The organism is Bacteroidia bacterium (assembly GCA_039924845.1).
GTDB lineage: Bacteria > Bacteroidota > Bacteroidia > DATLTG01 > DATLTG01 > DATLTG01.
Genome location: JBDTAC010000085.1, coordinates 1 through 23,883 on the forward strand (window position 1 = coordinate 1; position 23,883 = coordinate 23,883).

At 37.5% G+C, this 23,883-nt stretch carries 20 protein-coding genes and 2 tRNA genes; 13 read left to right on the forward strand and 9 right to left on the reverse strand.

Annotated elements, in window-relative coordinates:
* Together ABIZ51_09875 and hppD are read left to right on the forward strand one after the other, a co-directional pair.
* A partial coding sequence (locus ABIZ51_09875; GenBank protein MEO7089088.1) for a homogentisate 1,2-dioxygenase occupies window positions 1–906 on the forward strand: 906 nt, incomplete at its 5' end.
* A 136-nt stretch (window positions 907–1,042) separates the two neighbouring features.
* A complete protein-coding gene (gene hppD / locus ABIZ51_09880; GenBank protein MEO7089089.1) occupies window positions 1,043–2,182 on the forward strand; it encodes a 4-hydroxyphenylpyruvate dioxygenase in 1,140 nt (379 codons plus the stop codon).
* 125 nt (window positions 2,183–2,307) lie between these two features.
* Here the strand turns inward: hppD and ABIZ51_09885 are convergent, their stop codons facing one another.
* From ABIZ51_09885 to ABIZ51_09895, 3 genes are read right to left on the reverse strand one after another with little or no spacing between them, the layout of a single operon-like run.
* Window positions 2,308–3,660 (reverse strand): ABC transporter permease, encoded by a 1,353-nt coding sequence (locus ABIZ51_09885; GenBank protein ID MEO7089090.1) that lies wholly within the window; start codon window positions 3,658–3,660, stop codon window positions 2,308–2,310.
* A gap of 3 nt (window positions 3,661–3,663) precedes the next feature.
* Window positions 3,664–5,160 carry an ABC transporter permease subunit gene (locus ABIZ51_09890; protein MEO7089091.1) on the reverse strand — a complete coding sequence of 499 codons (1,497 nt, stop codon included), beginning with the start codon at window positions 5,158–5,160 and terminating at the stop codon, window positions 3,664–3,666.
* A gap of 41 nt (window positions 5,161–5,201) precedes the next feature.
* Window positions 5,202–6,950: an ABC transporter substrate-binding protein gene (locus ABIZ51_09895; protein ID MEO7089092.1), complete on the reverse strand. Its 1,749-nt coding sequence runs from the start codon at window positions 6,948–6,950 to the stop codon at window positions 5,202–5,204.
* A gap of 170 nt (window positions 6,951–7,120) precedes the next feature.
* Between ABIZ51_09895 and ABIZ51_09900 the strand changes: the two genes are divergently transcribed.
* The 5 genes from ABIZ51_09900 to ABIZ51_09920 all read left to right on the forward strand — a co-directional run bounded on the left by ABIZ51_09900 (window position 7,121) and on the right by ABIZ51_09920 (window position 11,391).
* Window positions 7,121–7,212, forward strand: a tRNA-Ser gene (locus ABIZ51_09900).
* Between the two features lie 124 nt (window positions 7,213–7,336).
* Window positions 7,337–9,274, forward strand: coding sequence for a DEAD/DEAH box helicase (locus ABIZ51_09905; protein MEO7089093.1), 1,938 nt, complete (start codon window positions 7,337–7,339; stop codon window positions 9,272–9,274).
* Window positions 9,275–9,331: 57 nt separating this feature from the next.
* Complete coding sequence (locus ABIZ51_09910) at window positions 9,332–9,775, forward strand: GNAT family N-acetyltransferase (protein ID MEO7089094.1); 444 nt, start codon at window positions 9,332–9,334, stop codon at window positions 9,773–9,775.
* A 129-nt stretch (window positions 9,776–9,904) separates the two neighbouring features.
* Entirely contained in the window at window positions 9,905–10,645 is a 741-nt protein-coding gene (locus ABIZ51_09915; protein MEO7089095.1) for an ABC transporter permease, read from the forward strand.
* Window positions 10,642–11,391: an ATP-binding cassette domain-containing protein gene (locus ABIZ51_09920; protein ID MEO7089096.1), complete on the forward strand. Its 750-nt coding sequence runs from the start codon at window positions 10,642–10,644 to the stop codon at window positions 11,389–11,391. Before ABIZ51_09915 ends, ABIZ51_09920 begins: the two co-directional genes overlap by 4 nt.
* Before the next feature lie 65 nt (window positions 11,392–11,456).
* Here the strand turns inward: ABIZ51_09920 and ABIZ51_09925 are convergent, their stop codons facing one another.
* Window positions 11,457–13,358, reverse strand: a complete 1,902-nt coding sequence (locus ABIZ51_09925; protein ID MEO7089097.1) for a chloride channel protein — start codon at window positions 13,356–13,358, stop codon at window positions 11,457–11,459.
* A 182-nt stretch (window positions 13,359–13,540) separates the two neighbouring features.
* Between ABIZ51_09925 and ABIZ51_09930 the strand changes: the two genes are divergently transcribed.
* Window positions 13,541–14,722, forward strand: a complete 1,182-nt coding sequence (locus ABIZ51_09930) for an acyl-CoA dehydrogenase family protein (GenBank protein MEO7089098.1) — start codon at window positions 13,541–13,543, stop codon at window positions 14,720–14,722.
* An 80-nt stretch (window positions 14,723–14,802) separates the two neighbouring features.
* Here the strand turns inward: ABIZ51_09930 and ABIZ51_09935 are convergent, their stop codons facing one another.
* From ABIZ51_09935 to ABIZ51_09950, 4 genes are all read right to left on the reverse strand, one after another.
* Complete coding sequence (locus ABIZ51_09935; GenBank protein ID MEO7089099.1) at window positions 14,803–16,458, reverse strand: ABC transporter substrate-binding protein; 1,656 nt, start codon at window positions 16,456–16,458, stop codon at window positions 14,803–14,805.
* A 143-nt stretch (window positions 16,459–16,601) separates the two neighbouring features.
* On the reverse strand, window positions 16,602–17,183 hold the full coding sequence (locus ABIZ51_09940) for a tRNA-(ms[2]io[6]A)-hydroxylase (GenBank protein ID MEO7089100.1): 582 nt from the start codon (window positions 17,181–17,183) through the stop codon (window positions 16,602–16,604).
* A 176-nt stretch (window positions 17,184–17,359) separates the two neighbouring features.
* Window positions 17,360–18,766, reverse strand: coding sequence for an FAD-linked oxidase C-terminal domain-containing protein (locus ABIZ51_09945; protein ID MEO7089101.1), 1,407 nt, complete (start codon window positions 18,764–18,766; stop codon window positions 17,360–17,362).
* Window positions 18,767–18,866: 100 nt separating this feature from the next.
* The gene (locus ABIZ51_09950; protein ID MEO7089102.1) at window positions 18,867–19,331 is read right to left on the reverse strand and encodes a hypothetical protein; all 465 of its coding nucleotides are present in this window, start codon (window positions 19,329–19,331) and stop codon (window positions 18,867–18,869) included.
* Between the two features lie 241 nt (window positions 19,332–19,572).
* Between ABIZ51_09950 and ABIZ51_09955 the strand changes: the two genes are divergently transcribed.
* Genes ABIZ51_09955 through ABIZ51_09970 form a run of 4 tightly spaced genes read left to right on the forward strand, consistent with a single transcriptional unit; the run spans window position 19,573 to window position 22,664 of the window.
* Window positions 19,573–19,863, forward strand: coding sequence for a hypothetical protein (locus ABIZ51_09955; GenBank protein ID MEO7089103.1), 291 nt, complete (start codon window positions 19,573–19,575; stop codon window positions 19,861–19,863).
* 6 nt (window positions 19,864–19,869) lie between these two features.
* A complete protein-coding gene (locus ABIZ51_09960; GenBank protein MEO7089104.1) occupies window positions 19,870–21,570 on the forward strand; it encodes a M1 family metallopeptidase in 1,701 nt (566 codons plus the stop codon).
* On the forward strand, window positions 21,567–22,172 hold the full coding sequence (gene cysC / locus ABIZ51_09965) for an adenylyl-sulfate kinase (protein MEO7089105.1): 606 nt from the start codon (window positions 21,567–21,569) through the stop codon (window positions 22,170–22,172). Before ABIZ51_09960 ends, cysC begins: the two co-directional genes overlap by 4 nt.
* A 42-nt stretch (window positions 22,173–22,214) precedes the next feature.
* Entirely contained in the window at window positions 22,215–22,664 is a 450-nt protein-coding gene (locus tag ABIZ51_09970; GenBank protein MEO7089106.1) for a hypothetical protein, read from the forward strand.
* A gap of 107 nt (window positions 22,665–22,771) precedes the next feature.
* Here ABIZ51_09970 and ABIZ51_09975 read toward each other — a convergent pair.
* Window positions 22,772–22,847: transfer RNA gene (locus ABIZ51_09975), tRNA-Met, on the reverse strand.
* Between the two features lie 106 nt (window positions 22,848–22,953).
* Between ABIZ51_09975 and era the strand changes: the two genes are divergently transcribed.
* Window positions 22,954–23,838 carry a GTPase Era gene (era, locus tag ABIZ51_09980; GenBank protein MEO7089107.1) on the forward strand — a complete coding sequence of 295 codons (885 nt, stop codon included), beginning with the start codon at window positions 22,954–22,956 and terminating at the stop codon, window positions 23,836–23,838.
* The last annotated feature ends 45 nt before the right edge of the window (window positions 23,839–23,883 follow it).

Consider the following 23,883-nt stretch of genomic DNA (forward strand, 5'->3'; position numbering starts at 1 on the left):
GATGATTTTTTAGACAGCCGAAAAATTTTATTGTTGAACAGTGACATAAATTTCGGACTGGCTGCGCCAAAGCAGAGCATGAAAAATTATTTTTACAAAAATGCGGATGCGGACGAACTCCTTTTTATTCACAAAGGAACAGGAAAATTAAAAACTTTTCTGGGAACAATTCCTTTTGAATACGGCGATTACCTGATTATCCCGCGTGGAATGATTTATCAAATCGAATTTGACACAACGGACAATCGCTTATTATTTGTAGAAAGTTTTTCTCCGATTTATACGCCGAATCGTTACCGCAATCCTTTCGGACAATTATTGGAGCATTCACCTTATTGCGAGCGTGATTTAAAGCTTCCGCAAGATTTAGAAACGCACGATGAAAAAGGTGATTTTATCATCAAAATAAAAAAAGAAGGAATGTTGCACGAAGTAGTTTATGCGACACATCCTTTTGATGTAGTGGGTTGGGACGGTTACAATTTCCCTTACGGATTTTCCATTCATAATTTTGAGCCGATTACTGGACGCGTGCATCAGCCGCCACCTGTTCACCAAACATTTGAGTCCAGCCATTTTGTGGTGTGTTCATTTTGTCCGCGTTTGTACGATTATCATCCGCTTTCTATTCCTGCGCCATACAATCACAGCAATATAGACAGTGACGAAGTATTGTATTATGTGGATGGAGATTTTATGAGTCGCAATAATATTAAACAAGGATATATTACTTTACATCCAAAAGGTATTACGCACGGACCAGCGCCTGGAGCGATGGAGCGCAGTATAGGACATACATCCACAAAAGAATTAGCTGTAATGGTAGATACTTTTCGACCATTGATGGTTACAAAGGAAGCGATGGGAATTGACGATGGAAAATATTATAAAAGTTGGGTAGAATAAAAATATAAAAATGAAGGTTCAAAAAAATATTTTTTCGGCACAAGCTCGTGCGATGTGGTAATGACAAGGTTCCTGACTTGGTATTCTTCATCACAAAAAAATTATTTTTACAAACATTTATTCAAAAAAAGAAATTATGGAAACACAAAACAATCATACTGAAATAGAAAAGATTTACAAAACAGCTGGAGATTTTTTACCGCTTAACGGAACCGATTACATCGAGTTTTACGTGGGAAATGCGAAGCAAGCTGCGCATTATTATAAAACTGCTTTTGGCTTTCAATCACTTGCCTACAAAGGTTTAGAAACTGGTTGCAAAGAATATTCTTCGTACGTTTTAATGCAAGATAAAATACGTTTGGTGTTAACGACTCCGCTCAATTCTTCTTCGCCAATTAATCAACATTTAGCAAAACATGGCGATGGCGTAAAAGTAATTGCTTTGTGGGTGGACGATGCAGAAAAATCTTTTCACGAAACAGTGAAACGTGGCGCAAAGCCTTTCATGGAGCCAGTTACAGAAAAAGACGAACATGGAGAAGTAAAACGTTCTGGCATTTATACGTATGGCGAAACGGTTCACATTTTTGTAGAACGCAAAAATTACAAAGGATTATTTTTACCAGGTTACAAAGCTTGGAAATCAGAATACAATCCGGAAAGTGTCGGACTAAAATACATTGATCATTCCGTTGGAAATGTAGGTTGGAACGAGATGAATAAATGGGTGGAATATTATGAGAAGGTAATGGGATTTGTCAATTTACTTTCCTTTGACGACAAAACAATTTCTACGGAATATTCCGCTTTGATGAGTAAAGTTATGTCGAACGGAAACGGAAGAATTAAATTCCCGATTAACGAACCTGCTGAAGGAAAAAAGAAATCGCAAATTGAAGAATATATTAATTTTTACGAAAGCCAAGGTGTGCAACATTTGGCTTTGGCAACCGATGATATTATTGATACCGTTACAAAATTAAAATCACGAGGCGTAGAATTTTTAACCGTTCCGCCGGTATATTACGATGAAATATTAAATCGTGTCGGAAAAATTGATGAAGACATTCGCGCATTAGCGAAATTGGGAATTTTGATTGATTGCGATGACGAAGGATATATGCTTCAAATTTTCACCAAACCAGTAGAAGATCGTCCGACTTTATTTTACGAAATTATTCAACGTAAAGGCGCAAAATCATTTGGAGCTGGAAATTTCAAAGCACTTTTTGAAGCGATAGAAAGAGAACAAGCGAAGAGAGGAACCTTGTAAAAATTAGTTCTCTTTTTCTTGATAAAAAATTCAAGAAGAAAATATTTTAGCGCTCGAAAAATTAATTTTTCGAGCGCTCTTTTTGTGGTCGGAATTTGTCTTCCAAAAAATTATTTTTTTGAAAACTATTTTTTTTGTCTTGGATCCAAAGCGTCTGTCAAGCCTTCGCCCACGAGGTTGTAAACCGTTACCGTGATAAAAATAGCAAAACCAGGGAAAATAGCAAGCCACCAAGCTGTTGGTGATTGACGTGCTGCTGCAAGTAAAGCACCCCAAGTAAGTGTTTCGGCGGGTACTCCGATTCCGAGAAAAGAAAGAATGGCTTCTGTTAAAATAGCGCTTGCAATACCAAATGCAATGGCAATAAGTACCGGCGAAAGTGCATTCGGAATAGCGTGTTTAAAAATAATTCTGTTTTCGGAATAACCCAATGCATGGGCGGCTTCGATGTATTCCAAACTTCTTACTTTCAATAATTCGGCGCGAATAAAACGCGCAATGCTCGTCCAAGAAGTTAAACCGATAATCGCCATCACAATAAAGACAGAAGGTTTTGTAACCAGTGCGGATATGGCAATGATTAAAAATAAAGTGGGAATGGAAAGCATTATCTCGATGATCCGCGATACGACAATGTCCACAGGGATATTTATTTTTTTAGCGAAATAAGGAATAAAGCCAAGCACTCCGCTTACCATGCTTCCGATAAAAATAATGAACGCCATAATAATAAAAGAAATCAATAATTGTAGTAAAAAACTGCTGAAGGAATCAGCCAAAGCATCCCCCAAAATATAACTGCGACTACCAAACCCATAGAACAAAGCGAGTACAAGAAACAGGCAATTGAAAATTAATTTTCCGCGCGCCATTTTTAAACGTTCGTCTCCAAAATAGCCTGCAAGGGCTCCGAGCAAAATGCCGATAAAAGATGCGATACTCATTGAAACAACACCTACCAGTAAGGCAATACGCGTGCCGTGTATCATCGCAGCTAAAATATCGTGCCCCAATTCATCTGTACCAAGCCAATGCCGCCAGCTCCGAGATTTTACATTTTGAGTTGCAAATGGGCTGATGGAATGCACATTGTTTTCGTCAATATTTTTGGGAAGGTAAGGTACAGGGGGGAAAACGACCCAATCGTAATTTAATTTTTTCCATTCCACATTTTGAAAACAAGCAGGCCATTCGGCGATGCCTAAATCCACTGCATAGGAGCGACATACTGGAAAATAAATTTCACCTTTGTATTTCGCGGCAAGCGGTTTTTCATTCGCTAAAAAATCGGCGAACACAGCAATCACTACTAAGAAAATAATAACACGAAGGGAATAAACCGCAATCCTATTTTTACGAAATTGTTTTTTTACGGTTGCCCAAAAACTTTGTTTAGTATTAGCGTCTACAATAGTTTGCAGCGCAACGTCAATACGTTTGTTCGGATTTATAATTGAAGATATAAAATTAAATTTCATTTTTTATTTTCGTTTATTAGAGAAAGAAATTCTCGGATCCACTACGGCGTATAAAATATCGGACAATAAAGTTCCTGCTAAAGTTAAAATAGCAGTAAACATCATGACAGTAAAAATGATTGGATAATTTCTGGCTAAAAGCGCGTCGTAACTTATTTTTCCCATTCCAGGAATAGAGAAAATGTACTCAATAACAAATGAACCAGAAATCATTGCCGGAAAAACACTGGCAAACAAAGTAATGATTGGAATCATCGAATTACGTAAGGCATGTTTTCTAATAACAACTTTTTCGCTTAATCCTTTTGCACGTGCTGTGCGGATATAATCTTGTCCGATAACACTCAACATTCCGCCACGCATTTGGCGAGAGATGAATGCCAAAGAACCATACGTCCAACAAAATATAGGCAAAGCTAAACGGTAAGCCATTTGTGAAAATTGATATAAAATTGGGGCATCACTCGGAATAGGAGGAGCACCGGGAGATGGGAACCACGAAAACCAGTCGCCACCGCAGAAAAATATAATGAGAATAGTTGCAATCCAAAAGGTGGGCAAGGAATATAAAATAAAGAGTCCAGTTGTAATTACTTTTTCGGAACGAGAGCCTTTGCTAACAGCCGATTTAATACCTAAAGGAATAGCAATCAAATAAGCTAAAATAATAGAAATACTACTGATTAACATTGTCCATTCCATCGCACTCCAAATAACAGAACTAACAGGACGTTTATCTTGATAGGAAATCCCGAAATCGCCTCTTACAAAACCTTTGCTGCGATAACGTATTTGAGAATCATTTACCCACGGAAGCGATGAATACCAAGGTTTATCGCCAAACATCCACAGATGATATTGGTTATTGATTCCGAAAAAATCAATTACGGGAATGTATCTTTTCCAAACGGATTTATTCAGTTGCATATCCGTTAAGGCATTTTTTACAGCGTTGTAAGGACCAATAATATTAAGGAAAGAGGGTGTATTTGAAAAAAGGAAATCGATGTTGGAAAAAATAGTTTTCAGTTTAGCATCGTCGTAATTTTCATACAGCGAATTAATGTAATCTTTTGCTTTATTGATGGCTTCTACGTTTTCCGCTGTTTTCGGCATCGCGTAAAGCGCGTTTTCAAATTTCTGAATTTGTCCGTAGTATTTGGACACATCGCTCCAATTGCCGTACATATACGAGAGGCGATCTAAGTTTACTCTGCGGGAAGCTTTCGGAACTTTATAGAGCGTATCGGAGGCTGTGGCGTTGGTTATCGAGAAATAGAAAAGTGGTAAATCTAATCCTAATTTATGTCGTAAATCAATGTACGCTTTTTCATTAGAAAGTTTATCTGCAACTTGTCCTTCTCCTCCGCTCGAATTTTTATTCAACATGCTATCCACTGGATCTCCAGGCGCATTGATGCTGATAATAAAGGTAAGCAAAGAGATTGCTAAAATAGTCGGAATAAAAATGAGGACTCTTTTTAAAACGTATTTTAGCATTGTCGGTAAATTTCTTTTTTTATAAAGCTAAGCGGATAAATTTACTGAACATTTTTTAATTTGAAACCTGCTTCCCAAAAACCAGGGCGAAGAACAGAAGGGTTGGCGTTTGTAAATCTTTTTTGAATTGCCATACGTTCCGTTGGGGACCATAAAAATATGTACGAAACTTGATCGTGCAAAATCACTTGAAACTCTTTGTACATCACCGCACGTTTTACAGGATCCAATTCTACTCGAATGGAATCAATCAAGGCATCAGATTTTGCATTTCCAAAATTAGTATAATTCGAACCACCATTTCGGGTAGATTCTGTGCTAAAAATTTGTTTGAAATCGTTCGGAACCGGCGAAGCAATCCATGCGCCACAAAACATATCGAAATTGTGTTTCTTGGTGTTGTCGAGGAAAACTGACCAATCTTGAGAAATCACATTTACCTTTATTCCTACTTTTCGAGCTTCTTCTTGAAACATCAACGCCACTTGTTTCCGACTATCATTACCAGCATTCACCAAAAAATTAATTTCCAAAGGCACTTTTTCTCCATTGATTGTTTTGTCTAAGGTTCCGTCGCCATCGCTGTCTTTCCAACCTGCTTTTGATAACAATGCTTTTGCTTCCGCAATGTTATAATCGTATGGTTGTATATCGTGATTGTAATCCAAGGAATCCGACGGATGAACTGGCCCGATAACAGGCGATGCCAATCCGTACATCACATCTTTTATCATTTTGGGAATATCGCACAAATGCGCCAAAGCCTGTCGCGTTTCCACATCTGCAAATTTCGGACGCGTTACATTTATCCCAATGTAGCTATACGCAAGCATGGTAGGCGTGTAGGTATTAAAATTATCAACAATTTTAGAAGATTGCGGAAGATCTTTAAAATCTTTTGGTTTGATGGAATACATGACATCCAAATTACCGGCTTTTAAAGCCACGATGGCACTCGTCATATCGTTAATTGTTTGATACGTAAGTTGAGATGGATAGGCTTGAAAATAGCAATTCAAATCTTTTAATTTATCGCCCCACCAATTTTTTTTTCTTTCCAATACTACGCGTTGTCCAGTTGCCCATTGCGCTAATTTATATGCTCCGCTTCCACTGATAAAATTAGGATCGCGCATTCTTTTTTCCGAATTAAAATCCGTTGCGAAATCAACAATGTTAGGATCGTTGGAAATGCTTGCTGCATCAGAGGTCATTTGTTTTACAGTGTATTTATCCAACAATCCTTTGGGATCATACATGTATCTTGGAAGTATTGAATAATCGCCGCTGGACGGCTCTGCCAAAATGTAAACATGATCGCACACTAAGGTAAATTTCAAAGGGTCTTCTGGATAAAATTTGAAATCGCTGATAAATTCATAATACGATTTATTAGGTTGATCACTTACTCTTGGATTTTTTATCGCTTTCAACGTAAATTCCACATCTTTCGCAGTAATCTGCGTTCCGTTGTCCCATTTGGCTTCCGGACGAATACGATACGTAATAAGCAATTTCCCATCAGCCGTTTTTTTAAGTGTCGGGCGACTTTCCGCCAAAACAGGAACCGGTTTTAAATCTCCAAAACTTGGTGCTACCAAAGGTTGAAAAATATTATTAATAATGTATCCCGCGCCAGCATCCGAATAGTCAATCGGATTCAACATATCTGGATCCGATAATTCATGAATAATTACTTGTGAGTTATCTTTTTTATAACCCGAACCGCACGAAGCTAAAAATGCCACAGAGGCTGAAGCTGCAACAACGAAAAATAAATTTTTATTCAAACAATTCATAGATGATATTGTGGTTTGTGAAAATTATTTTTTTAAGATAGGGCGCAAATATAACATTTCGATTTTATTTTTCCGTTTTTTATAAAACAATTCGATAAAAACAATTGTTAATTTTTTGGATGATATTTTTTTTTACATTTGTCGCTCTTTTTCAAGAAACAGGAGAGATGCCTGAGAGGCCGAAAGGAACAGTTTGCTAAACTGTCGTACGGGTTATTCTGTACCGAGGGTTCGAATCCCTCTCTCTCCGCCAAAAGGGACTTATCATTTGAATTAAAATGTAAGTCCCTTTTTCTATTGCCGCCCGAAACCAAAGAGACTTTATGTATTTGTAACCAATATTTAGCGTACCTTTGCGCCTCACAAACAAAAAAGAGATGAACGCATTTGAGAAATTAGGAATTGATTCACAAACATTAAAAGCCGTAGCAGAACTGGGATTCGAAACTCCCTCCGCCATACAAGAACAAGCCATCCCAGTATTGATTACAGGAACCGCCGATTTCGTCGGATTGGCTCAAACAGGCACCGGTAAAACAGCCGCTTTTGGCTTGCCAATAGTACACTTAGTCAATTTCAGTGTAAAAGATACACAAGCATTAATACTTTGCCCCACACGCGAATTGTGCCTTCAAATCACACGCGATTTACAAAGTTTTTCGAAATACAAAAGTGGAGCCAACATCGTTGCCATTTACGGCGGCGCCAGCATCGAAACCCAAACTCGCGAAATTAATAGAGGCGCTCATATCATTGTGGCTACTCCGGGTAGAATGGTGGATATGATTAAACGCAAAAGGATTAATCTGAAAAGCATAAAAATTACTGTTTTAGATGAAGCCGATGAAATGTTAAACATGGGTTTTAAAGAAGATTTAGATTTGATTTTATCTCAAACTCCTTCCGATAAAAATACATGGCTTTTCTCTGCCACGATGCCTTCTGAGGTATCCCGAATTGCAAAAAATTACATGACTAATCCGCACGAAATTAGTGTGGGTAAAAAGAATCAAGGTGCTGATAACATTGAACATCAATATTATGTAGTGCATGCGCGCGATAAATATTTAACCTTGAAACGTATTGCCGATTACAATCCTGAAATTTTCGCGATTGTATTTTGTCGTACTAAAATTGAAACGCAAGAAGTGGCGGATCAATTGATAAAAGACGGTTACAATGCCGATGCTTTGCACGGAGATTTATCGCAATCGCAACGCGATCACGTAATGAAACGTTACCGCAGTCGTTCGCTTCAAATGCTTGTTGCAACGGATGTTGCCGCACGCGGAATTGATGTGAACAATGTTACACACGTTATCAATTACAACCTTCCGGACGAAATTGAAAATTATACTCATCGTAGTGGACGTACTGCAAGAGCGGGAAAATCAGGTGTTTCCATCGTTATCATCAACATGAGAGAGATGGGAAAAATTCGCATCATCGAAAAAATAATCGGAAAACGTTTTACGCAAGCAAAAATTCCGAATGGCTTCGAAGTCTGTGAAAAACAACTGTTCCACCTTGTAAATAAAGTTCGGAACGTAGATGTAAATGAAAAAGAAATCGAAAAATATTTACCGAAAATTTATGAAGAATTAAACGACATCAGCAAAGAAGAATTAATAAAACGCTTTATTTCAGAGGAGTTTAATCGCTTTTTGGAATATTACCGCAATGCGCCGGATTTGAATACTGACGGACAACGCGGCGGACCAGAACGTACGATTAATAAAAACGCAAAACGTTTCTTCGTAAACATTGGTAGATTAGACGGTTTGGAGGGCGAAGACATGAAAAAATATTTTTCGGACACCGCAAATATTGAGCAAAATTTAATTTTAAGTGCAGACGTAAAAAATAGTTTTTCGTTTATTGAAGTAGATGAAAAAGCAGCAGATACCTTGGTAGCAGCTTTCGGTAACCAAAGTTACAATGGCAGACCAGTAAAAATAGAAGTAGCAGCACGTTCCGAATGGAAAGAAAGAGCTCCGAGAGAAGGCGGCGGCGGTTATGGTGGTGGCGGAGGTCGTAGAGAGTACGGCGGTGGTGGAAGATCGTACGGTGGAAATTCAAGAGGAGGAGAAAGAAGCAGTGGTGGTGGCGGAGGTTATGCGAAAAAAAGCTACGGCAAAAGCGATTCTGGAAGCGGTGGTTATGCGAAAAAAAGCTACGGTGGCGGTGATAGAGGAGAACGTAAATATTCGGATGCACCAAAAAAAGAATATGCAGCTCCTTCTGAAAAAAGAAGTTCAGAATCATCGGATAGAAAAGATAATTTCCGCAAAAAACGTCCGAGAAAAAGTTTCTAAAAAATAATTTTTTCGAACTGATTTTTAACCTAAAATCAATCTGAGAAAATGAAGGATATTCACTGGAAATACAAATCGTTCGACGAATTAACGAAGTACGAATTGTATTTCCTGCTTGCTTTACGCGCCGAGATTTTTGTGGTGGAACAAGAAATTGCGTACCAAGATTTAGATCAAAAAGATTTTTCTTCCTTTCATTTATTGGGCACAAATACTGTCGGCGATTTAATCGCGTACGCGCGCATTTTGCCTGCCGGAATTTCCTATCCAGAAATCTCCATCGGCAGAGTTGTTGTTTCAAATAAATACCGTGCAAAAGGATTAGGAAGAACTTTGATGAATCAATGTTTTCAATACATTGAGCAACAATATGGAAATGTTCCTATTCGTATTTCTGCACAAGTTTACCTCGAAAAATTTTATCAATCGTTGGGATTTAAAAACCAAAGTGATTCCTATATGGAAGATGGAATTCCGCATGTAGAAATGCTCCGCGAATAATAAGTTTTCAAACACCTTTTTAGAAGCAGAAAAAGCACTTCAAAAAAATAATTTTTCGAAGGCAAAATTCTTCTTTAACTATTCTTTTAAATAAATGCGTAATTTCGCGTCCTTATTTCATTCAAAAAAATGCGGATTTTTTACGATTTAGGAAGATATTATATAATGATGGGCAGGGTTTTTAAAAAGCCCGAAAAATATTCTATTTACCGCAAGCAAATCCTTATAGAAATTGACAAACTCGGCGTTGGTTCCTTGGGTATTGTTGCCATCATTTCTTTTTTTATGGGCGCGGTTATTACCATTCAAGCTGCTTTCGGATTTACAAGTCCGTGGGTGCCCATTTACGCCATTGGTTTAACCACGCGCGATTCCATTATTCTCGAATTTTCTCCTACCATTGTCAGTTTAATTTTAGCCGGAAAAGTAGGTTCCAATATTGCGTCTGAAATTGGTACGATGAAAGTAACAGAGCAAGTAGATGCACTTGAAATAATGGGAATTAACTCTGCCGGATATTTAATTTTACCGAAAATTATCGCTACCGTTTTTATCAATCCATTTTTGATTTTAATTAGTATGGCGCTCGGTATTTTTGGCGGCTGGATTTGCGGAATTGGCACGCACGTGGTAACTTCTTATCAATATGTGTATGGCGTTCAGTATGATTTTAATCCTTTTAACATTGTCTACGCGCTCATCAAAACAATGGTTTTTGCGTTTATTATTACAACGGTTTCTGCGTACCACGGTTATTATACCGAAGGCGGAGCCTTGGAAGTAGGACGTTCCAGCACAAAAGCGGTAGTGTACAGCAGCATTTTAATTTTGGTTTTCAATTTTATTTTAACCCAATTGTTGTTGGCATGATAGAAATAAAAAATATTTCCAAAGCATTTGCCGGCAGAGAAGTGTTGAAAGATATTTCCTTCACATTTAAACAAGGAAAAACAAATTTAATTATCGGCGAAAGCGGTTCCGGAAAAACGGTGTTGATGAAATGTATGGTGGGACTTCATAAAATCGATAAAGGCGAAGTTTTGTACAACAACCGCAGTTTTTTTGAGTTGCGTTTTGATGATAAAAAATCCATCCGTAAAGAAATAGGAATGCTTTTTCAAGGTGGCGCTTTGTTTGATTCGCAAACGGTAGAAGAAAATGTGGTGTTTCCACTTTCCATGTTTACAGATATGAGCGAATCTGAAAAACGTGATCGCGCCAATTTTTGTCTTTCCCGCGTCAATCTTGTGAATGCGAACAATCGTTATCCTTCTGAAATTAGCGGAGGAATGAAAAAACGTGTTGCCATTGCGCGTGCGATTGCGATGCAGCCAAAATATTTATTTTGCGATGAGCCCAATTCTGGCTTGGATCCGCGCACTTCCATCGTAATTGATAATTTGATAAAAGAAATTACGGAAGAATACAACATCACCACTATTGTGATTACGCACGACATGAATTCGGTGATGGAAATTGGCGATCACATTATGTTTATTTACCAAGGCGCCAAATGGTGGGAAGGCACCAACAAAGAAATTCTTTCGGCAACCAATCCCGAGTTGATTGATTTTGTGTACGCTTCCAAATTCATGAAAGAATTACGGAAATTATAGTTCAAAAAATTATTTTTTCGGATGCCTTTTTTCAACCTATTTTTTCCATTCAAAAAAATATTTTTTCAACTCTTTATTTTCTTGCGATAGTTAAGACTTTTAGAAAGAATTTTGAGTCCGCGATTTCTTAAATTGATAGATTGTTCGATGTCTTCCGTTTCGTTCATTTGCAAACTGTAGGCATCCACCACACTTTTGTGAGAAATAATTCCGACCAATTTATGTCCGCTTTCGTCCGAAATTACAGGGATGATGTCGGCTTTGGATTTTGCCATCATCGAGACAGCTTCGTTCAATAAAGAATGTTCCGAAATAGTAACAAAAGCATGTTGGATTAATTCGTTGATGGTTGTTTCCGACGACAGTGCCGAGTTTTTAATATCCTGTAAAGTAACAATACCGATTGGTTTTTCGTCTTCGTCTACTACCGGAAAAGCAGATTGAGTTTCTTCTACGCGCTCCGCACGAATGATTTCGCGGACTTCAGCCAAGGTATAATTGTTAGACAAAGCAATACTATTTTGCAACATCATCTTTCCGACATTCAATCGTTCTAAAAAATTAGAAGTATAAACGGTTGGCACTTTCACGCCTCTGCGAGCAATTTTTTCGGTCATAATGGTATTTTCCATTAAAAAGAAAGAGACGAAATAAGCGGCAGTACATCCGCCAAGCAATGGCAATAAAGCATTCGGCTGCATCGTCGCTTCAAAAGCAAAAACAATAGACGTAAGTAAAGCTCTGGAAGCTCCTGAAAAAATGGCTGCCATACCTACCAGTGCTGCCATACGAACATCTAATCCTATTTGTGGAAACAACAAAAGTATACCTGCTCCCGCCAAAGCGCCAGCTCCTCCACCAATGGTGAACAAAGGCGCAAGCGTTCCGCCAGAAGTGCCGCTACCCAAAGCAATCGACCAAGAAATAAATTTGAAGACACACAAAGAAACCAACAATTGCATCGAAAAACTTCCAGCTAAAATGTTTCGAATGTTATCGTATCCGACACCCATTGTGTGGGGATAAAAATAACCGATAAATCCAACAGCCAAACCGCCTAAAGCTGGCCACCACATCCAGTGTACTGGTATTTTTTCAAACCAATCTTCAATTAGGTAAACAATTTTTGTGGCACCTACTGAAAGAACTCCAATGATTAATCCGATAAAAACATAGCACGCAATTGCCATCGAGCTGGGTGCTGCTAAATTCGGCATCGCGAAAACAGCTCCTGTACCCATCAATGCCATGTGCATGGCAGCTCCCATAGCACTTGCAAGCGCAACAGGAATAATGGAACGCGGAGAAAATTCAAACAATAATAATTCGATTGCCAATAAAACGGCGGCTATCGGGCTTCCGAAAATGGCTGCCATACCAGAAGCAGCACCTGCTGTCAGTAAAATTTTACGCTCGTCCGCTGTTGTTTTTAGTATTTGTCCGATAACGGAACCAAAAGCGCCACCTGTAGCAATGATAGGACCTTCCGCACCAAACGGACCGCCTGTTCCAATCGCGATAGCAGAAGAAATAGGTTTTAAAAAGGTAATAGCGGGCGGGATGCGACTTCCATTTTCGAGCACTTGTTCCATCGCTTCAGGAATACCATGCCCGCGAATGGCTTTTGAACCGTAACGTGCCATAAGCCCAACAATAACGCCACCTACAGCAGGAACTAAAACAACCCACCAACCCAAATGGTTATCTGCTGGAGAAGAAAACGCGGTAGAAATTCGTCCGTAAAAAGCAATGTTCGTAATCAATCCGATGAGTCCCACCAAGCCCTCTGCCACTAAACCGGTTACCAAACCAATTCCAATAGCCAACATACTTATATAAAACACTCTTTTATTTACAATGTTATCTTTTTTAGGATGGATTCTTTCGCCTGCAATCGTTTCTCCCATAGAAGGAGCGATAGGCAGACCTTCTGTTGTAGAAGATTCTGATACACGTCTTTTTAACATTGAAAAAATGTTTTTTTGATTTTGAGGCGGCAAAGATACGTATTATAAAATGTTTCCGAAAAAGTGTTTCAAAAAAATAATTTTTCAACTCTCCTTTTTTATCTCATGAAAATCGCTTTTCTTTTCCAAATCAATTTTGATTATTTTGCTATTTTTGTGGCTCAAAAATTAATTTTTCAGACATGGCAAAAGCAGACAATTTTCAGGCTCCCGATTATTATTTGTTGGACGATTTACTCAGCGATGAGCATAAAATGGTGCGCGATGCCGCACGTGCTTGGGTAAAAAAAGAAGTTACTCCGATTGTGGAAGAAGCCTGTCAGAAAGCACAATTCCCGAAACAATGGATAAAAGGTTTGGCAAGTATCGGCGCATTTGGTCCGTACATTCCGCAAGAATATGGCGGCGCCGGATTGGATCAAATTTCGTACGGATTAATTATGCAAGAATTGGAGCGCGGCGATTCTGGATTACGCTCTACAGCCTCTGTACAAAGTTCGTTGGTGATGTATCCAATTTATACTTTTGGTTCCGAAGCACAACGAAAAAAATATTTACCAAAATTGGCTTCCGGCGAAATGATGGGCTGTTTCGGGCTTACAGAGCCTGATCACGGTTCCAATCCTTCTGGAATGCTTTCTAATTTTAAAGACAAAGGCGATCATTATTTATTGAATGGTGCCAAAATGTGGATTTCCAATGCGCCTTTCGCGGATATTGCTGTTGTTTGGGCAAAAAATGAAGAAGGAATTATTCACGGAATGATTGTAGAACGAGGAATGCCAGGATTTACAACTCCTGAAACACATGGCAAATGGTCCTTACGCGCAAGCGCTACAGGAGAATTGGTTTTCGACAATGTAAAAATTCCGAAAGAAAATTTATTGCCAAATGTAAAAGGATTGAAAGGTCCGTTGAGTTGTTTAAATTCTGCTCGTTACGGAATTGCTTGGGGCGCTATTGGCGCTGCGATGGATTGTTACGATTCGGCTTTGCAATATTCAAAACAACGCATTCAATTCGGGAAACCGATTGGAGGTTTTCAATTGACGCAAAAAAAATTAGCAGAAATGATTACCGAAATCACCAAAGCGCAATTATTGGTTTGGAGATTAGGTGTGTTGAAAAATGAAAATCGCGCTACGCCAGCACAAATTTCGATGGCAAAAAGAAACAATGTAAACATGGCTTTACAAATTGCACGCGAAGCACGCCAAATATTCGGCGGAATGGGCATTACAGGAGAATATCCGATTATGCGCCACATGATGAATTTAGAATCTGTAATTACTTACGAAGGCACGCACGACATTCATTTGCTGATTACCGGAATGGATATTACTGGTATAAGTGCGTTTGAATAAAAAATAATTTTTCGTATTTATTTAGTGAATGAAAAAAACGATTTGAAAAATTAATTTTTTGAAGGCTCAAAAATAATTTTTCACTCACCTTTTTCTGTTTTTTGTACCGTTTTTAAATTTAGTAAATTCATCGGATTAGCGGTTAACCCTGAAATGTCCTTTTGTACCAAACGCACTACTTGATCGTAATACAAAGGCACAATTGGCGCGTCATCCATTAATAATTGATCCATTTGTTGATAATCGGCATAACGCAAAGAATCGTTTTCTTCTGTTCGCGATTTTTCATACAAAACATCAAAATGCGGATTGCTGTAATGCGTATAATTAAATCCCGCTGGACTAAAATTTTGGCTGTAAAAAAGCGATAAAAAATTTTCCGCATCAGGATAATCTCCCACCCAAGATTTTCTAAAAAAATTCATTTCCGAACTGGCAATCGCTTCCGAAAGTATCGCCGCTTTTTCCACACTAATTTTTACTTTGATGCCAATGGCAGCCAATTGCGATTGAATAAAACTGCACAAATCCTGATACTGTGCCGTAGTATGCAAAGTAATTTCAGGCAAGCCTTTTCCATTTGGATAACCAGCGAGCAAGAGCAATTGCTTGGCTTTATCAGGGTTGTAGGTATATCCTTTTACTAAATCAGAATTGAAAGATGGCAATCCGGGCGGTACGAAACCAGCAGTAGCAGGTGTTCCTAAACCCCAGCGTAAATATTTCACCATTTTTACACGATCAAATCCGTAATTGATGGCTTGGCGAATTTCTAATTTTTGAAGTGGAGAGTTTTTCACAATGTCAAATTTCGGGTCAATTAAAATTCCGAGATAATCTGTTTTCAAAAATGGCTGACTCTGCAAATAAAATTTATTTTTGAAACTGTTTTTTAGTTTTCCAGAATGTTCAAAAACTTGCTCTTTATCAATCGCATCCGCGCCAGAGAGTAAGTCTAATTTATCTTGTAAAAATTCTAAAAAAGCAGTTTCCTTATCTCTTATAAAAGAGATGGAAACAGCATCCAAATAAGGCAAACGATGTGTTCCTTCAAACTCAAAATAATGATCGTTTTTTACGAGAATTAATTTCGAACCTTCATCCCAAACTTTAAATTTAAACGGGCCTGTTCCTACGGGATGACTGCGAAAATCATCTCCGTAACGATCAATCGCTTCAATCGGAATAACGGAAAAATATTTCATCGTTAAAATGCTTAAAAAAGGAGCAAAGGCTTGCTTTAAATAAATGATAAAAGTAGAATCATCTGGCGCCTCGAAGCCTTTGTAATTACTCCGCTCTCCTCTATCAATATTGGAAAGCAACGTGGTAGCACTCGAAACTGAGGGATCGTACAAACGAAAAAAACTGTGTACAAAATCGGATGCAATTACTTTTCTACCTGCATTTTTTGGAAACACCGAATCATCCTGAAAATACACATCGTGGCGTAAATGAAAAATATATTGAGTGCCATTTTGCCCAATTTCCCACGACTTCGCGATGCAGGGTTTTACGTGCAAAGAATCATCCATTTGCACCAATCCATTGAACAATTGATTGTCTGCCTCAATATTCTCAAAATTTCGTGCTGCCGCGGGATCTAAAGAGGTAATTCCTGACAGCTCATTGTATCGAAAAACTGTTTTATCTGATTCTTTTTTTACCACCGGATTGGAGCAAGAATTCATCAATATCACCGTCGCGCAAGCGAGGTAAAAAATATATTTTTTCATTTTTTACTTTTTGATTTTACTAAAAACAAGTTTAGAAAATACGTGCACTCCAGAAACTTTTTTTAGTCTGAATTATAAACAGTTTTATTAACAGGATTTCTTATTCATCCCGAAAAGCTTATAAATAAAGGAAATTATTGTAATTAACCGTGTATGGTTTCCTTTTTTCCGTACTTGGAAATTATTTTTTCTTCGTGTTCTAAAAATTCTTTCCAGCGTTTTTCTACGTCTTGATCTGCTGCATATTTGCGCGCAAATTGAAGAAACAAAGTATAATGCGTAGCTTCGCTGATCATTAATTGATGATAAAATTCCGATAATTCTTTGTCTTGAATATTTTCAGATAACACTCTAAAACGCTCGCAACTTCTGGCTTCTATCAATGCCGAAAATAAAAGTCGGTCAATTAAAACAATGTGTCGCTGAAACCCTTTTCGCACAAAACTGTACAACTCGTTCACGTATTCATCACGCCGTTCGCGACCTAAAACCCAGCCGCGTTTTTTAATTTGTTCGTGCACCATTTGAAAATGTGCCAATTCTTCTCGCGCCAATTCCAACATTGCATCCACAATATCCGAATATTCTGGAAAATTGACAGTCATACTAATCGCATTAGAAGCCGCTTTCTGCTCACAAAAAGCATGATCCGTTAATATTTCTTGAATATTTGTTTCCACGATATTTACCCAACGCGGATCAGTAGGAAGTTTTAAACCAAGCATTTGAAAAATTATTTTTTGAAACTCATTTTACGGCTTTGAAAAATTATTTTTTTGAAGCGATTTTTTCGTTAGTTAAAATTATTCAATTCATTTCTAAAAATAGTTCGCTTGTCATGCTGACGAAGGAAACATCTGAATATAATAGATTCTTCACTTCGTTCAGAATGACAATTTTTTTAGTCTGGAAATATTTTTTCAGGATTTAATATTCCATTTGGATCAAAAATTTTTTTGATGGCTTTCTGTATCTCAATGGATTTAGGATGAAACGCAATATCCATATAATTTTTTTGCACCCAACCAATTCCATGTTCTCCCGAAAGTGTTCCGCCTAAATCAACACACAATTTAAAAATTTCACGAATTCCTTGCGGCAATTTTGTGTGCCAATCGTCATCGCTCATGTTTTCTTTAATAATATTTACGTGCAAATTTCCGTCTCCAGCATGTCCGTAACAGACCGAACGAAAACCATATTTCACGCCAATTTCTTTCACACCTTTTAACAATTTCGGAAGTTCGGCACGCGGCACCACCGTATCTTCTTCTTTGTAAACCGAATTCGATTTAACCGCCTCCGCAACGCTTCTACGAAGTTTCCACAAATTATTTTTTTGCTCTGCACTTTCCGCCAACAAAATTTCGCCGCATTCAAATTGCATCATCACTTCGTTTATTTTTTCGGCTTCTTTATAAATTACATCCATGTCGTTTCCATCCAATTCCACTAACAAATGCGCGTTCACCTCATCGTCTATTTTAATATTGATATTTGGATTAAATTTCAGCGTCCAATCTATGGCATCGCGTTCCATAAATTCCATTCCGGAAGGCGTAATTCCTGCTCTGAAAACTGCCGAAACTGCTTCGCACGCTTTTTCAGCCGACTGAAAAGGAACGAGCAAAACCAATGTTTTTTCAGGATACGGAATCAATCGAAAAACAATTTTGGTAACAATTCCGAGTGTTCCTTCGCTGCCCACCATTAGTTGCGTTAAATTATATCCAGTCGAATTTTTAAGTACATTAGCTCCTGTCCAAATAATTTCGCCCGTTGGCAAAACCACTTCCAAATTCAATACATAATCTTTGGTAACTCCGTATTTTACAGCTTTTGGTCCGCCAGAAGATTCAGCAATATTTCCGCCTAAAAAACAACTTCCTTTGCTCGCAGGATCGGGCGGATAAAAAAGTTTTTTTTCGATAACTGCTTCTTGAAATACTTGATTGATAACGCCAGGTTCTACAACAGCTTGTAAATTACGTTCGTCAATTTTTAAAATTTTATTGAAACGTTCCATCGAAAGAATAACGCCACCGCAAACTGCTAATGCGCCACCACTCAAGCCCGTTCCAGCTCCGCGCGGAGTAATCGGAATATTTTCGGCATTGCAAATTTTTAAAATTTCAGAAATTTGTTCAGGTGTATTTGGCTTTAAAACCAATTCAGGAAAGTAAGTTAAATCTTCCGTTTCATCGTGGGCGTAATCTGCTAATTTATCAGGATGTTCGATAACGAATTCAGGCGGAATTATTTTTTTGAATTGCGCAACAATTGCCGCATTTATTTTAGCGTATTTCATCTCGCAAAGGTATTAAAATGAGAATTGTTTTGGTCTTCAAAAAAATAATTTTTCAAACCGATTTTTGTTCTCGTTTTTGGTGCTTCGAAAAAATAATTTTTCAATTCCGAAAAAGCAAACAGCTTATTCCGCTAATTATTACGAAAAAAAGAGTAAGTATCATTTCCTTTTTTCTATTTCTATTCTTTGTTATTTTGTGATAAACTAACATTGTTAAAGGCGCAACAATTGTCGAAAATAAAATCACTCCAATCCAACTCATATCCATTACTCTATGTCTTTCTGCTCCAACTGTTACCCAGCCTCGTGCCGAAGGCGGATAAATAAAATCCATTATCCAATAAATAAAACCAAAATAGGTTATGAAAAGAATAAGAATTGACAACAAATAAAACAAAACAGTTGAGAGTGAATTGTTTTTGATTAGAAATGAAAGTAAGGTAATAAAACCAAAAGCAAGTAATATAATTTGAGCATTATTTTTTAATTGAGTTTGGATAAATCCAGTTATTATTGAACCTATAAAAAGAAGAACAATGATTATATCTGAAGGTTTAATTTTCATGAAAAAATATTTTTTCAAACCGATTTTTATTCCTGTTTTGTGTGCTTCGAAACAATAATTTTTCGAAGCTGTTTTTTACAAGCGAATTCCGATGACTAAAATAGCATCCATTTGTTGGAAATCGCCTTTCCAATCTTCGGTATATTTTTTCTTGTAAATGTAAAAAAAATAATGAAATTTGATGCAGCTTTAATACCTTCGATTTTTTATAAATAATCACATTCAAAAAAATAATTTTTCAATGAACAAAAAATCTACCTTTCTTTTTTCAGCGTTTCTTTTTTTGACAATGCTTTCCGCGAATGCGCAAGACGCCAGTAAATACAACTCTTCGGATGTTTTCGATTTGTCCTTTTTAAATAACCCCGGAACCGTTTATCGTAGCGGAAGCGGAACGCCCGGACCTAATTATTGGCAAAATTGTGCGGATTATAAAATCGCGGCAACGCTTGATACCACTATTGCTTCCGTAAACGGAAAAGTAAGTATTACTTACACGAATAACAGTCCGGACGAACTTAATTTTTTGTGACTGCAATTGGATCAAAATCTTTTTAAGCAAGATTCTCGTGGCGCTCTCACAACGCCTGTTGGCGGATATCGTTTCGGAAATACTGTTTTTCAAGGAGGCGATTCTATTCAGTCGGTAAAAATTACATTGGATGGAAAAACGTACACCCCGAAATTTATTATTTCGGACACGCGCATGGAAATTTTATTGGACAAAGCGATGCGTCCGAAAGGCGATAAAGTAACGGTTGATATTGCGTACAGTTTTAAAATTCCGGAAGATGGTTCGGACCGTATGGGACGCACAACAACTAAAAATGGAACCATTTATGAAATCGCACAATGGTATCCGCGCATGGAAGTGTATGACGATGTAGAAGGCTGGAACACCTTGCCGTACTTGGGCGCCGGAGAATTTTATTTGGATTATGGAAATTATGATTTCACGATAACTGCTCCATCCAATCAAATTGTAGTTGCTTCTGGCGAACTACAAAATTCTTCGGATGTGCTGACTCACGAAGAAATTTCGCGTTTAAATAAAGCGCGTAACAGTGATTCTACTATTGCCATTATCGGTAAAAATGAAATTGGAAATCCTTCAACTCGTCCTACAAACAAAGGAAATTTGACATGGCATTTTAAAATGGAAAATTCCCGCGATGTAACTTGGGCATGTTCCAAAGCATTTATTTGGGATGCTGCACGCGTAAATTTACCAGACAAGAAAAAATGTTTGGCAATGTCTGTTTACCCGATAGAAGTAGCGGGCGATTCAGCTTGGGGACGCTCCACAGAATATGTAAAAGGAACACTTGAATACAACTCGAAAGCGTATTTTGAATTTCCATACCCGGTGGCAGTAAATGTTGCTGGAAGAGTACGTGGAATGGAATATCCGGGAATTGTTTTTTGTGGATGGGAAGCTAAACGCGGCGTGCTTTGGTTTGTTACGACACACGAATTTGGACATACTTGGTTTCCGATGATTGTGGGTTCCAACGAACGTAAATATGCTTGGATGGACGAAGGTTTTAATACCTTCATTAATAATTTTTCTACGCGAAGTTTTCACAACGATGAATACAAAACGCAGCGCGATTCGGCTCCTTTAATTGTTAATTATATGATGAAGCCAGACGTGCAACCGATAATGACTTACGCAGATGCCGTTGTTGCCAGAGATCTTGGAAACAACGCGTATTTTAAACCAGCACTTGGCTTAAAAATGTTGCGCGAAGACATTGTTGGACCGCAATTATTTGATGCTGCTTTCCGCACATATATTAGTCGTTGGGCGTTTAAACATCCTACGCCAAAAGATTTTTTTAATACGATGAACAACGCAACAGGCGAGGATTTGAATTGGTTTTGGAAAGAATGGTTTTACAATACTTGGAAATTTGATGTGGCTGTAAAAGATGTAAAATATTTTGGCGATGATGCTTCGAAAGGTGTTTTGATTACGGTAGAAAATTTAGAAAAAATGGCTTTGCCAGTTACCATTCAGATAAAAGAGAAAAATGGAAAAGTGGGTATCGTAAAATTACCAGTGGAAGTTTGGCAACGTGGTGGAGTGTGGACATTTCATTACGATTCTACGGATTTAGTTGAATCCGTAATTATTGATCCTGACAGACAATTGCCAGATATTAATTTTGATAATAATGTGTGGAAATCAAGTGCAGATTTAAGTGATGATATGCCAAAACATAAAAAGAAAAAATGACCGAAAATTTATTTCCAAGCTTCGATAAAATACTTCCACGTTCCGAAAAAGAAAAATTATTGAATCAGCGTGGAATGGTAATTTGGCTCACTGGACTTTCTGGCGCAGGAAAAACAACGATTGCCTTGGCGCTCGAAAAAAAATTACACGAAAAAAAAATTCTCACAGAGGTTTTAGACGGCGATAATGTGCGCACCGGAATCAATCGAAATTTAGGTTTTTCGGAAATAGATCGCATGGAAAATATTCGGAGAATTGCGGAAGTAGCGAAACTTTTTTTGGATTGCGGAATCGTTACCATTTGTGCCTTTGTAAGTCCGACTGAAACGATGCGTCAAGAAGCGAAAAAAATCATCGGCGAAAATTATTTTTTCGAAGTGTTCGTAAATACACCTTTTGCTGTTTGCGAAAAACGTGATGTAAAAGGTTTGTATGCGAAAGTAAAAAAAGGCGAACTGAAAAATTTTACTGGAGCCGATTCTTCTTTTGAAATGCCTGTAAATGCAGACTTAATAATCCATACAGAAAATACAACAGTAGAAAATTGTGCAGAACAAATTTTAAAAAATATTGTTCGGAAAATTATAATTTTAAAAAAATAGTTCAAAATATAAATTGAAGTTTTTAACAAACAAAAATAAATCATGAAAAAAATAATCGCTACAACATTTGTTTGTTTTTTACTTCTAACAAGCGCGCAAGGACAAACAATTAGCAAAAAGGACGCAAAACAATTTTTAGAAAAAGCGTGGAGTTATTTAAAAACATCAGACTCTACTTCATTTGTTAAGTTATGGGCGCTTGATGCTTCAGCACCGAAACATAAAGGACGAACTTTTTCAAGTCAAGATATTATTGAGAATTTTGATATGATGAAAGGATATTTAGATACAGCTTTGATAGAAAATTTAAAGATTGATTACATCGAAGTTGAGAAGGATAATTTAAAGGGTACTGATTCGGAATATTGGATAAAAGCTTGGTTTAAGTACGATGAACATGACTATAAAGGATTTGGATTTTATATCGCATACAAAAATAGCAAATGGGTCGTTCGTGATAATCCAAGCACTTCAACAATGAAGAAAAATTAATACGAATAAAAAAGCAGCCTTCAAAAAATAATTTTTTGAAGGCTAAAAAACGCTTCAAAATAAAAAGTCCTTCTAAGTGATTACTCAGAAGGACTTGCCTTTCGGCTTGGTAGCGGGGACCGGACTCGAACCGATGACCTTTGGGTTATGAGCCCAACGAGCTACCAACTGCTCCACCCCGCACTATATATTTATCTAAAAATGAACGATGAATCGTGTGTATGCCTTTTTAATTGCGGTGCAAAGATATAATTTTGTTTCTTTGCACTGCAATAAATTATTAACAAATATGCACAGGGCAGGTTTCGTAAATATAATTGGTAGTCCAAATGCAGGAAAATCAACCTTAATGAATGTATTGGTGGGCGAAAAACTTTCCATCATTACATCCAAGGCTCAAACTACGCGTCATCGTATTTTAGGCATTGTGAACGGCGAAGATTTTCAAATTGTGTATTCCGATACGCCGGGCATTTTAGCGCCTAATTATAAATTGCAACAATCCATGATGGATCAGGTAAATACGGCTATTTCGGATGCAGATGTTTTTTTATTAGTGGTGGATATCAAAGAAATGAGAGAAACGGAAGCCGAACTAAAAATCATCGAGAAATTAGCGCAACATAAGTCGCCAGTGTTGGTATTGCTCAATAAGATTGATTTAAGCGATCAAAAAAAATTAGAACAAAAAACAGCACTTTGGCAAGGTCGGATTCCGAAGGCGGAAATTATTCCGGTTTCGGCACTTCGTAATTTTAATGTGGATTATGTGTTGAAACGAATCCTCGCGCATTTGCCCGAGAACGAACCATTTTACGATAAAACAGCTTTGACGGATCGTCCCGAAAAGTTTTTTGTGGCGGAAATTATTCGCGAAAAAATATTGTTGAATTATCAAAAAGAAATTCCGTATTCCGTCGAAATTATTGTGCAATCTTTTAAAGAAGAAGAAGGCATTATAAAAATGGCTGCCGAAATTTTTGTGGCGCGCGAATCGCAAAAAGGCATTTTAATTGGGCACGAAGGTTCCGCATTAAAAAAAGTAGGAACGCAAGCACGCAAAGACATTGAAATGTTTTTTGAGAAAAAAGTTTTTCTGGAACTCTTTGTAAAAGTCAATAAAGATTGGCGAGACGACGACTCGCAATTAAAAAGATTCGGATACATCAATTGAAAAATTATTTTTTTAACAGCTAAAATTTTCACCTTTTAAATTTCC

Excerpts from the sequence above, each read along its gene's own strand:
- ABIZ51_09940 (MEO7089100.1), bottom strand. The coding sequence starts at position 17,183 with ATGCTTGGTTTAAAACTTCCTACTGATCCGCGTTGGGTAAATATCGTG.
- ABIZ51_09955 (MEO7089103.1), top strand. The coding sequence starts at position 19,573 with ATGAACAAAAAATCTACCTTTCTTTTTTCAGCGTTTCTTTTTTTGACA.
- ABIZ51_09945 (MEO7089101.1), bottom strand. The coding sequence starts at position 18,766 with ATGAAATACGCTAAAATAAATGCGGCAATTGTTGCGCAATTCAAAAAA.
- ABIZ51_09930 (MEO7089098.1), top strand. The coding sequence starts at position 13,541 with ATGGCAAAAGCAGACAATTTTCAGGCTCCCGATTATTATTTGTTGGAC.
- ABIZ51_09915 (MEO7089095.1), top strand. The coding sequence starts at position 9,905 with ATGCGGATTTTTTACGATTTAGGAAGATATTATATAATGATGGGCAGG.
- ABIZ51_09905 (MEO7089093.1), top strand. The coding sequence starts at position 7,337 with ATGAACGCATTTGAGAAATTAGGAATTGATTCACAAACATTAAAAGCC.
- ABIZ51_09885 (MEO7089090.1), bottom strand. The coding sequence starts at position 3,660 with ATGAAATTTAATTTTATATCTTCAATTATAAATCCGAACAAACGTATT.
- ABIZ51_09970 (MEO7089106.1), top strand. The coding sequence starts at position 22,215 with ATGAAAAAAATAATCGCTACAACATTTGTTTGTTTTTTACTTCTAACA.
- era (MEO7089107.1), top strand. The coding sequence starts at position 22,954 with ATGCACAGGGCAGGTTTCGTAAATATAATTGGTAGTCCAAATGCAGGA.
- ABIZ51_09920 (MEO7089096.1), top strand. The coding sequence starts at position 10,642 with ATGATAGAAATAAAAAATATTTCCAAAGCATTTGCCGGCAGAGAAGTG.
- ABIZ51_09935 (MEO7089099.1), bottom strand. The coding sequence starts at position 16,458 with ATGAAAAAATATATTTTTTACCTCGCTTGCGCGACGGTGATATTGATG.
- ABIZ51_09925 (MEO7089097.1), bottom strand. The coding sequence starts at position 13,358 with ATGTTAAAAAGACGTGTATCAGAATCTTCTACAACAGAAGGTCTGCCT.
- ABIZ51_09950 (MEO7089102.1), bottom strand. The coding sequence starts at position 19,331 with ATGAAAATTAAACCTTCAGATATAATCATTGTTCTTCTTTTTATAGGT.
- ABIZ51_09890 (MEO7089091.1), bottom strand. The coding sequence starts at position 5,160 with ATGCTAAAATACGTTTTAAAAAGAGTCCTCATTTTTATTCCGACTATT.
- hppD (MEO7089089.1), top strand. The coding sequence starts at position 1,043 with ATGGAAACACAAAACAATCATACTGAAATAGAAAAGATTTACAAAACA.
- cysC (MEO7089105.1), top strand. The coding sequence starts at position 21,567 with ATGACCGAAAATTTATTTCCAAGCTTCGATAAAATACTTCCACGTTCC.